At 33.4% G+C, this 10,280-nt stretch carries 12 protein-coding genes; 11 read left to right on the top strand and 1 reads right to left on the bottom strand.

The window, feature by feature from the left end:
• Positions 1–2: 2 nt before the first annotated feature.
• The 11 genes from HMPREF1116_RS03945 (at position 3) to HMPREF1116_RS03985 (ending at position 9,684) form a co-directional block, all read left to right on the top strand.
• Positions 3–221, top strand: a complete 219-nt coding sequence (locus HMPREF1116_RS03945) for a TcpD family membrane protein (RefSeq protein WP_001173290.1) — start codon at positions 3–5, stop codon at positions 219–221.
• A gap of 9 nt (positions 222–230) precedes the next feature.
• Positions 231–623: a TcpE family conjugal transfer membrane protein gene (locus tag HMPREF1116_RS0101995; protein WP_001250567.1), complete on the top strand. Its 393-nt coding sequence runs from the start codon at positions 231–233 to the stop codon at positions 621–623.
• Positions 607–3,114, top strand: coding sequence for an ATP-binding protein (locus HMPREF1116_RS03950; protein WP_000424142.1), 2,508 nt, complete (start codon positions 607–609; stop codon positions 3,112–3,114). The genes HMPREF1116_RS0101995 and HMPREF1116_RS03950 overlap by 17 nt, the downstream gene beginning before the upstream one ends.
• A gap of 9 nt (positions 3,115–3,123) precedes the next feature.
• Positions 3,124–5,211, top strand: a complete 2,088-nt coding sequence (locus HMPREF1116_RS03955; protein WP_001253835.1) for a hypothetical protein — start codon at positions 3,124–3,126, stop codon at positions 5,209–5,211.
• Positions 5,211–6,305, top strand: coding sequence for a phage tail tip lysozyme (locus HMPREF1116_RS03960; protein WP_025171240.1), 1,095 nt, complete (start codon positions 5,211–5,213; stop codon positions 6,303–6,305). The genes HMPREF1116_RS03955 and HMPREF1116_RS03960 overlap by 1 nt, the downstream gene beginning before the upstream one ends.
• 15 nt (positions 6,306–6,320) lie before the next feature.
• Positions 6,321–7,193, top strand: a complete 873-nt coding sequence (locus HMPREF1116_RS03965; protein ID WP_001034602.1) for an LPXTG cell wall anchor domain-containing protein — start codon at positions 6,321–6,323, stop codon at positions 7,191–7,193.
• 61 nt (positions 7,194–7,254) lie between these two features.
• Positions 7,255–7,572, top strand: a complete 318-nt coding sequence (locus tag HMPREF1116_RS03970; RefSeq protein WP_000373065.1) for a hypothetical protein — start codon at positions 7,255–7,257, stop codon at positions 7,570–7,572.
• A 49-nt stretch (positions 7,573–7,621) separates the two neighbouring features.
• Positions 7,622–7,873, top strand: a complete 252-nt coding sequence (locus HMPREF1116_RS03975) for a hypothetical protein (protein WP_000588738.1) — start codon at positions 7,622–7,624, stop codon at positions 7,871–7,873.
• A complete protein-coding gene (locus HMPREF1116_RS0102000; protein WP_001127469.1) occupies positions 7,866–8,111 on the top strand; it encodes a DUF4160 domain-containing protein in 246 nt (81 codons plus the stop codon). The genes HMPREF1116_RS03975 and HMPREF1116_RS0102000 overlap by 8 nt, the downstream gene beginning before the upstream one ends.
• A 60-nt stretch (positions 8,112–8,171) precedes the next feature.
• Positions 8,172–8,507: a DUF771 domain-containing protein gene (locus HMPREF1116_RS03980; protein ID WP_000665060.1), complete on the top strand. Its 336-nt coding sequence runs from the start codon at positions 8,172–8,174 to the stop codon at positions 8,505–8,507.
• A gap of 37 nt (positions 8,508–8,544) precedes the next feature.
• Positions 8,545–9,684, top strand: a complete 1,140-nt coding sequence (locus HMPREF1116_RS03985; protein ID WP_000179399.1) for a site-specific integrase — start codon at positions 8,545–8,547, stop codon at positions 9,682–9,684.
• Positions 9,685–9,840: 156 nt separating this feature from the next.
• On the opposite strand, the gene HMPREF1116_RS03990 is transcribed toward HMPREF1116_RS03985, so the two are convergent.
• Positions 9,841–10,280, bottom strand: a 440-nt coding sequence (locus HMPREF1116_RS03990) for an HAD-IIB family hydrolase (protein WP_007554643.1), incomplete at its 5' end; no start/stop codon positions are given.

The following is a 10,280-nucleotide window of genomic DNA, read 5'->3' on the forward strand; positions in this document are numbered from 1 at the left end:
AAATGGCATTGTTTCAATTTTTAGTATCAAAACTTGGTGTTCCAGCAGTCGCATTTTTTGCTGGTATGAAGGCTCTTAAAGCATGGAAGGAGCAGCAGTTAGGAAAACTTTTTGTGATTGTTTTGGTTGCAGGATTCATTCTTTTCTTTTTTGAAAATCCTGAGACAGTGTTAAATGCTACGAAGCCTATTTGGTCTAAAGCCCTTGAATTATTCAAGTAGGAAAATGTTATGAGGAGGGAAGATAAAAAACTCTATGTTTACACTACTGCTTTTAAACAACCTATTTGGGTGCATAAGATAAATGAGGATTTCAGTTTACCATTTGCGATAAAAATGTCGACCATAGTCTATACTCTAGTAAGTTTTGTTTTAGTATGGTTCTTACTAGGGTATGTACCCTTATTGGATTGGGGTTTTCGTTTTGTAGCTTCATTGTTTGCTGGTTGGTGGTGTGGAAACATATTATCTGAGAATAAGATTGATGGGAAAACATTGTTTCGATTTCTAGTGGACTATTTCAAGTTTTGGGTTGAGTATGATAGAGAACGGACAACAATGTATCTCTGTAAAGGAAAAAAATATGAGAAAGTGAGAAGAATTTATCGTGGAATTAACGAATAACATTTGGGCGATAGATGATAGCTTGATTCTCTTAAAAGATGGAAGTGTGCTGGCTGTATTTGAAGTAGAGCCACAAGTCATCAATACGATTGAAGATGGTGAGAAAGAGGATAGCAAAGACCTGGTATTCAATAATTTGTCTAGTATTGCTGAATACAATGATCTTGCGATTCATACTATTAACTTTGATTTAGATTTAGCAAAGAAGATCGCTTTACTATCTCAGGATATTGAGCAAGATGTTGGTACAAGTCCATTAGGAAATTATGTGATTTCAAAATTAGAAGAAAGGCTAGAGGAAGAAGTTACATATTTAACAGAATCAAGAGATTATTTAGTTGTACCTTTAAAGTCGGTCAATGTGTCGTCTGATTTTAAGGTGACGATTAAGCAGACAATTATGACTTTCCGAAAAACAATTATGAAAATGATTGGCTTTGAAGAGTTGCCGAAAGTTGAATGGTGGAAAGATTGGGAAAAACAGAAAGAATTGATTCAAACAAAGTTACATGCTTTAACTATTAAGGAAGTTGAAAAAACTGATTTAGAGCTATTGAATCGAATTCATTTTTTGAATGGTCAATACTATGATAAGGAAAGTGAAATTGTTGCGCTTGAAAATTCGATTGAGAATGTGGACGAAACAATTATTGAAGTTGGTGCTGGAAATGCTTTGAAGTTGATCAATGGTGAAGAAGAAAGTTATGTTGCAACAATTCCTGTATATGCTTATCCCAAAAACGTTTCCTATTTACATTTACTAGAGGAAATTAAGAATATTGGTTTTCCTGTCAATAGTGTGTTGAAAGTTCGTTTTTCAACAAGAAGTGGAATCTATTCTTTAAGTACAAAAGCAAGAAATAAACGCAAAAATCTTGGGAATACAGTAAATGAAACTGCTGAGAATGATGATGTTCAAAAGATTGAAGTTTTGGAAAGTCATGAGTTGTTAGAAGATTTTCAAGAGAAGCATGATAATAAGGAATTGATGGTAACGTATCTTCACTTGTTACAGATTACTGGTGATAGTATTGAAGAATTGAATGTGAAGTATGATGTATTAGCTTCAAGATTGAAAGATATGGAAGTTGAAATTGTCAAGGCTGTTGCAGATCAAGTCTACTTATTCTATAAGTGTCGTTTGACAGAGTTGATTGATAATAAAAGAGAAAGTTATTTACAATATTCAAGTCTGCGTGGATTATGTGAGAATCTTTTCTTTACAAAGAAAAAAGTAGGTACAGATATTGGCTTTCCTATTGCTCGAATTGATAAAGAAATTGCTTCATGGTTTGGAGATTTTAAACGTGCTTTGGATTCAAGTACCAATATTGTGTTTACGAACTTACTACAAGCGAATAAAATTGGTATTCATGGAAAGGAAACAAGCAATCCTCATACAGCTATTACTGGTGCGACTGGAAATGGAAAATCTTTCCTGACAAAGTTATTATTTGTTTTTCATGCTCTATTTAAAGCCAGAGTATTATATGTCGATCCTAAAGCTGAAATGAAGAAACAGTTTTTATCAGTTTTAGCTAAGTTAGAAAAGGCTGGTACCTATAAACCACTTCAAAAATTTATACGCTCTATTCGTTTTATTACTTTGGATATGCGAAAAGAGGAAAATAGAGGGGTTCTTGATCCATTTTCATTTTTAGAAGATGAAGGAGAGTTGACAGAATTAGCAACAGTACTTGTAGCTTCTGTATTGGATAAAGATTCTTATATCAAGATTCAACCCTATCTGTTAGATGCGATTGATAAGGTATTTGAGCGTAGAAATGCTGGTGAAAAGGTTGGTATGTTGCAGGTATTTGCTGAATTGGAAAGCAATGCAAAAGAAGAAGTTGCTACTGCTGGCTATTTCCTAAAGAGAATTTCAAAAAATTCACTGCTATCTTTGTGCTTTTCTGATGGTAGTCAAGAAGTTTTGAAAACAGATGATAAAGTAATTATTGTTGAAATTACAGGTCTTGATATGCCTAAAGGTACAAATAAAGATGAAATGACTGAAACTCAGTTGAGAAGTTTGACCGTTATGTATGCTTTAACTTATTTCTGTGCGATTTTTGGTGAACGTGAGAAAGATAAGGAAACAATGTTATTCCTTGATGAAGCATGGCAGATTATGTCAACTCCTGCTGGACGACAAGTAGTTAACCGTATCAAACGTACAGGACGATCCTTTAACAATTTCTTAGTATTGGTAACTCAATCCGTAAAAGACTTGAAAACAAGTGATGATACAACTGGTTTTGGTACAGTCTTTGCTTTTCCTGAACATACAGAAACAGAAGCAATACTGGAACATTTACGAGTTGAAAATGATGAATTATCAAGAGCGTGGTTAGAAAATCAAACAATGGGTCAATGTATCTATTACGATACTTTCGGACGAAAAGAACGTATTACAGTAGATGGTACAATTTTCCCTGAGTTTTTACCATTATTTGAAACAGTTGAATCTAGTTTGGTATCAGTACAGTAAGGGGGAAAAATGAGAAGGAATATTTTATTAGGATTTATTTTGTCTATATTTTTCTTTCCTTTTGTAGCTAGTGCTACTGAGCCAATTTTACCGAATAATAATTTTAATATTATTGAGTTTGATAAAAATACAAATACTCCAAAATTAACCGATCCTGCTGAAAATGCAAAAAAAATACTGGATAATGCCAAAAAGGCAAAAGAAACACAAGAAGCCTTAAAGAAAAAAGAAGAATCAAGTAAATTGACTTTTGAAAATTATAAGTCCCAAATGTCTGATTTGACTAGTAAGGTTTATTTTGATAAGAAATTTTTTGGATTTGATTCAAATATGAATTATTTCTTCAATTCGATTGTGCAAGCTGTATTTTGGGTATCAAAATTTATCTTTTGGATTATTGCTGGTATTTATGGTGCAGTTGATGGAATGAGTGATATAACTTCTTTATTGAATAATACGATAGACAATTCTAGTAAAGTATTTTCTTCTCTATTCAGTAAAGTATTTTCTTCTCTATTCAGTAAAGAAGTTGTTTATGTTGTTGGTGCTAGTATGGCAGTTTATCTATTGTATTTGTTTGCGACTGGTAAGGGTAGTGTGATGAAGTCATTTATTAAAATGGTACTGATCTATACTCTTATTGGTTTATATTTTATAAGATTCAATGTGGACGGTCAAAATAAATATTTATTGGCTCACTTATATGATGGATTTAGAACAACAACAATTACGCTTAATGGTGAGATAACAAAAACTCTGACTCCAGAAAGTTCCAATGAGATTGATGCTTATTTTAATGATACTATTATCAAGGCTTATAAGTATATGAACTCTCCAATAAAGGAAGATGGCTCATTTCAATTATCTGATAAGGAATTTGAAGATTTAGCTGGATATAAGCAGGGGGATGGAGATCATCTTGTCGGCGAGAAAAAAATCAAGGATATTGCCAAAGACAAAGATCCTGAAAATAAGATGTTGAAAAATGAGTGGGGAGCAAAGTTTAGCTATGCTTTTGCTTCACTGGTTGATGTAATTGTAGTTGGTAGTGTTTATCTTGTTTTAGGATTATCACGATTTTTCTTTTTAATGGTTTATATCTTTTTAATTTTGATATTGCCATTTATTTTATTGATCAGTCTATTTCCAAAGATGGAACATTTGATTCATGGATTTAATAAAAAAGCTATATCTATGTTGATTTTATCATCTGTAACATTATTAGCTACAACATTATTTGTATTCTTCTATAATTCTTTAACAGATTTCATTGGCTATGCAGTTGGTGAGAATGTATTAGTTGTGATATTTGTAAAAGCGATATTGTTAGTTTTAATGATTAAGAATAGAGCAATGATTTTATCTATGTTCTCACGAATTGGGCGTTTGCCTGTTAGTCGAATAAATGGATTTAATCTGAATAAAGGAACTAAAACGATTCGAGAGAAATTGTATAGGACAGGTAAAGACGGTTTAGTAGTTAGTGGTCAGTTTGCAAAAGGTGGATTGAAGATGGGGAAAGAAAGTCTACAAGCTCGTCTTAAAAATTTACGCTCGCCAACTAATAACCTGGATAAAAAACAAGGATTGACTAAAGAACAGGTATTTGATACTAACGAAAATGAAACTTATAGTAGAGTTAGAGATGGTTATGCGACTGTCAAACATAGAACAACAGGTACGGTTAATGCTCTGAAAGAAAAAGGAAATAGAGCGATGTCTTTCCTTTATGAAGTTCGTACAAATGCGTTTAGAAATCAAGAATCGAATAAGTTTATAGACTTAAATTCAAAAAGAAAGTCTTTTGGAACAAAGGCAGATTATCATGAGAAAATAAAAAATAGTTCTCGTAATGAGGTGAAACGTTTGAGAGAAAAACGTTTGGCCAGAAAGAAAGCAGAATTTCAAGCCAAGGTAGACAAGAGAATGAATCAAGTGAATCCTTTGAATAAGGTATCACCTCAAAAACCAAAGATTAATTCTCCGAAAAGTAAAAAAATGAAAGGGGGTAAGATTAGTAGTTTAAAGAAAAAGGGAAGAGATAAAAAAGTAGAACTTCCAAATGTAAATATTGAAAGAAAGAGGGGTAGGAAGTGATAGCTAAAAAATACGCAAAGATTTTTGGTTCTATAATTGCGACAATTCTACCCTTATTTCTAATCTTGATTCTGATGATTGGATTTGTAGGTGTGTCTTCAGGGAGTTCATCTGATAGTACGACTGGAAAGAGAACACGTTTAACAGCACAAGAAGTAGCTCAAAAAGCGAATATCTCGGTGGAACGTGCAGAAGATGTCATTAAGATTCTTAACTGGCAACTATCTAAAGAGAAATTTACTTTAGAGGGTGCTAGTGGTTCTCTTGCAAATGCTGAAAGAGAAAGTGGATTTGATCCTAAACTAACGAATCCTTCAGGTGGAGTTGCTGGATATTTCCAATGGTCAGGTTGGGATAATACTATCAATGGTGATAGATGGAGAAATGCAAGCTCTCGTACTTTGGATAGTACAGTAGAGCTGGAACTAATGAGCTATGAATTAAATCATGGCTATAAAAAAGTCAAAGATTATATGCAAAAGGCAACTGATCCTTTTGAAAGTGCCAAGTATTGGTCTGAACATTATGAAGGTGTATTGTTATCAGACGGACAAACAAAACTAGAGAAGCTAGAAAAGGACAGTAAGAAGTGGTATGAAGTCTTTAAAGGTACGATTGAATCAGACGGCTCATCAAGTAGCAATTCAATAGCAGGGAGCGTAGATGTTCCATTTGGTCAGGTTTCGACTGAATTACCTAGTGGATTTTCGATTGATAAGGAAATAAATCAAGATGGCTATATCACTCAGTCTTATCCGTATGGTCAATGTACTTGGTATGTTTTCAATCGGGCAAAAGAATTTGGAATAAACTTTGATCCGTATATGGGAAATGGTCAGGATTGGGCTCACAAGGATGGATATGAGGTGACAAATACACCGACTAAACATTCTGCTGTTTCGTTTCAAGGAGGACAAGCAGGTAGTCATGCAACCTATGGTCATGTTGCCTTTGTCGAAGATGTTAAAGATGATGGTTCGATATTGATTTCTGAATGTAATGTGATTCAACCAATGCAAGGAACAGGAATTACAGATTATCGTGTCTTTACTGCTGATCAAGCAAAAAACTTTTTATATGTAATTGGTAAATAAGAAAAGAGGAAAAATATGAATAAAAAATTTGTAACATTGTTGTCAGTGGCTGTATTGAGTTCAGTCGCAAATGGAATTTTAGCAGATGAAATTAATTTGGGTGGAAATAGTTCAACTCCAAATGATAATTCAGGTTTAGTAGTTTCAGAAAAACCTACAGAAGCTCCTAAGGAGTCTACAGCGCCAACAGTAAATGAAAATCTGGATTTGGGTGGAAGTGTGGATAAAAAAGAGGACAAGGATAATACAGGAGTAGTTGTAGAGCAGATAATGCCAACAGAACAACCAAAAGAAGATAAACCATCTGAAGAACTTGGAAAAGATACTAATAAGAATCAGGAACACGATCATACAGGAGTAGTTGTGGAGCCAACAAGTCCTTCTACCAATAAATCTAAAGAAGAAAAGCCTGTTGAAAATGTAGGTGATGATAAACAAGGGGATCAAAAATCTTCTGATTCATCTTCGGATAAATCAAAAGAGGGAGAAGAAAATACGAAACCAAATAAAGAAGATACTCCAGAAGTGAAGGAACAAAAACAAAAGGCAGAGGATAATGTTGGAGTAAAAGAAAAAGAAGAACCTAAACCCTTGAATGTGACTAAAGAAGAAATTAAAGAAAAACCTATCGAAACAAATACAGGATATAAGATTGTAGGCACTAATAAAGGCAAAGTAGTTGTAGAAGAAAGTGAAGGCAATTATGTAGAAAAAGAGCCTTATGAAGTGGGAGCAGTCAAACAAAAAGATGGAACAATCGCTTTGAAAGATAAGGAAGGGGAACTAAAAGTTCTTCCAAATACTGGAACAGCTAGTACAATTTTTGCAACTATTTGGGGATTTGTTGGTTTGATTGCGACATTTTTTGGAAAACGAAAAGTTAAGTAGCACAAAATTAGTCAAGGCAGGGTAAAACTTGCCTTGTTTTTTGTTGGTTTAAGGAGTTAAAATGGATCAAGTAGAATTATTAAAGATCTATGCTGTGAAGTTAGCTAGTAGGTTAGGTGAAAATCAAGAATCTATAGAGTTTATTGCTGACTCTGTAACTGATCATGGTATTGAAACTATGATAGTTGAAGTTATAAAAAATGCGAAGTTTGTTAAAGTTATTTATGATTATGAAGGGAGTCATGCTAATAAAAAATTACCAAGAAGAAATTATGCTAGTGTATCTGTATCAATTGAGGAAGGCTACTCTTTTGATTTCAGTAGAGGAGTAGCTTATACTTATTTTCCTGATATGGAGAAGTTGTTAGAACAATTATAAAATAATTGAAAATGTGATATAATAAAAGAAAGTGAAAGGAGAAGGAATCATGATTAAAGAATTTGGTGTTACAAATCTAGAAGTCACAAAAGAAGATATTTTTAAAAATCCTAATAACCCTATCTTACGTATGTATGATGATGAAGAATTGATTGGAACTTTTAATATTCTTACAGGTGAAGTCTTAGAGGACTTGGACTTGGCTGATTATGATATTCGGTTTGCTCAAAAACAAATTGAATTGAATCGTGATAACTACCTTGAAACGTGGAAGGACTACGTGGGGTTGTTACATGCCTAAGTATTCTTTTTTGAAGTATGGTATTGAGATTCGTCCGAATGAGCATAATCATAAAGGTCAGAAGGCACATATTCATATCTATATCCATGGTGAGGAAGTAGGTTCAATGTTTTTGACTGGAGAGCTTCGAGATGGTAGATTGAAATCAAAAGATATGAAGATTGTAAGGCAGTATGTTTTAGAAAATGCAGATGATCTTCAAGCTTTATGGGATGAATATCAAAAAAGTGCGTATTAAGAAAATAAATTCAAGCCAGAAATGGCTTGTTTTTTTTTGCTGTTGTTTAAGGAGTAGTAAATGAAAGAGTCGAAACAAGTATTTAATATTGAAGTTCCAATTCCTTCCAATATGGTTTTGATCAGTCGTTCCGAGTATCTAGATTTAATACAGAAAGAAGAAATTGGTCAATGGTGGACTATTGATAAGGTTGAGGAATTATTGTCTATTAGTAAAACAAAATTGGTCAATGATATTTTATTGAATCCAACAATAAAAAATGAATTAGATATTGAGCAAAATAAAGAAGGATTTGTCTTATATCCGAAAAGTAAGGGATCACCTTATAGATTTTTAGCAAGAAAAACAAGGGAATATTTTGATAAAAATTATCAAAAAATATTATTAATGTTATAATAGAATGGTGATGATTGCCATTCAGAAAGGAGTTAGTGTGGCAAGTTACAGACAGCGTGGAAAAAACAAACTTTGGGATTACCGAATATTTGATAAGAAAGGTAATGTTATTGCGACAAATTCGGGTTTTAGAACTAAACGAGAAGCAATGAATGAAGCGCAGGAAAAAGAGAGGAAATTATTTCAATCAAACTATACAATAAGATTTGATAGTAAGTCTACACTGTATGAGTTGTGGCAGGATTGGTATAATTTAGTGATTCTTCCATCAGAAAAGGCAAGTTCCACGATAGAAACGTACTATGCAAGAGGTCAAGCGATAGAAAAAATATTCTCAGATATACCAGCAATGAGTATAAATCATCAAGAATATCAGTCACGATTAAATGAATATGGGAAAAAGGTGACTGCTGATCACTTGCGAAGAATAAATGCAGATATAAGATCAACAATAAAATTTAGTAAACGAGGTGGCTTACAGATAACCGATATTACAGAAGATGTGAAAATATTTGGTTTAGAATCTGGCGATGTAGATGATAAATATATTCATAGTATTTCAGAATATAAGAAATTGTTGTCTCATTTGAAAGGCAAATTCAATTATAGAGAATCAGTAATACCATATCTATTATACTTCTTGTTTAAAACAGGATTTAGGGTGGGAGAAGGTATGGCTGTCTGCTGGTCTGATATAGATTTTGAAAATAAGTCAATTCGAACATATAGGCGATTTGTAGGGGATCGGCAAGAATTTGTACCTCCTAAAACAAAAACATCTATAAGAGAAATTCCGATTGATGATGATTTGTTTCTTGTTTTGAAAACATTACAAATTGAACAAGAAAAGATACTATTTGATCGTGAAGAATTAAAGAAACATGATTTAGTATTCTATGATAGAAGGTATAAAATACCTACAAATTCAGGATTGAATAAAAGTTTGAGAGCTTGTTTATCAGAACTTGAAATTGGGAATCAGGAAATGACAGCGACAGCAGGACGACATACCTACGGTTCTTACCTTTTAGCTAAAGGAATTGATATTTGGGTTGTTGCAAGATTATTAGGACATAAGGATATTCAACAGATTATTAAAACGTATGGTCATGTATTGCAAGAAGTAATTGATAAGGAGCATGAATTGATTAGAAAATTTATGCTGGATAATGAATGAAAAGAAAGCAAAAATTTTGACCAAAAATTGACCAAGTTTATCCTAAATCCTATTAGAATAGGCTTACTAAGCATATTTTATATTCCTGCAGGGGGCAGTAATCAGACATCAAAAACCGCTCAGCAGAGCGGTTTTTGTCTATTCTGTCTATTCTTTCTACAACACCCAAGTTCGAATGGCATGAGCAACGCCAGATTCGTCATTAGATTTGGTGATGTATTTGGCGATTTTTTTGAGTTCTGGGTTTCCGTTTTCCATAACAACTGGGTTACCTACGACTTCGAGCATGGCACGGTCATTTTCTTCGTCTCCGATAGCCATGGTTTCATCTTTGGTCAATCCTAGTTTCTCAGCCAAGTGAGTAATAGCTGACCCCTTGTCTACATTCTTTTTAAGGAGCTCAAGGTAGAAAGGAGCAGATTTGTTGATGGAGTAGCGCTCATAAAATTCTGCAGGAATATTTTCAATAGCGGCATCCAGAATTTCAGGCTCATCGATAAACATACATTTGACGATTTCCTTATCAGACATTTCTTCAGGTGTACGATAGAAGATTGGCATGCTGACAAGGGTTGATTCGTGAACGGTATATTTTC

It is taken from the genome of Streptococcus sp. SK140 (assembly GCF_000259525.1).
GTDB lineage: Bacteria > Bacillota > Bacilli > Lactobacillales > Streptococcaceae > Streptococcus.